General features: G+C 68.4%; 1 protein-coding gene. It reads left to right on the top strand.

Features of this window, described 5'->3' with window-relative positions:
* The coding region (locus MXD62_RS08150; protein WP_285223989.1) for a beta-ketoacyl synthase N-terminal-like domain-containing protein at nucleotides 1-316 on the top strand (316 nt) is incomplete at both ends.

The following is a 316-nucleotide window of genomic DNA, read 5'->3' as shown; positions in this document are numbered from 1 at the left end:
AGCGGCTGTTGCTGGAGATGTCGTGGGAGGTCTTCGAGCGGGCGGGTATCGATCCGTCCTCGCTGCGCGGTCGCGACATCGGTGTCTTCGCCGGCGTGATGCATCATGACTACGCCAGCGGCGGGACCCGTGCGCCGGAGGGATCCGAGGGTTATCTGGGAATCGGCACCGCCGGCAGCGTCGTCTCCGGGCGGGTGGCCTACACACTCGGTCTCGAAGGGCCGGCGATAACGGTGGACACGGCGTGTTCGTCGTCGTTGGTGGCGTTGCATCTGGCGGCGCGGGCGTTGCGGGCGGGTGAGTGCTCGATGGCGCT

Origin of the sequence: Frankia sp. Mgl5 (assembly GCF_023242985.1) — a bacterium.
In the GTDB taxonomy this organism is placed as follows: domain Bacteria; phylum Actinomycetota; class Actinomycetes; order Frankiales; family Frankiaceae; genus Parafrankia; species Parafrankia soli.
Note: the sequence above shows the minus strand (reverse complement) of the source record. Positions and strands in the feature narration are given on the sequence as shown.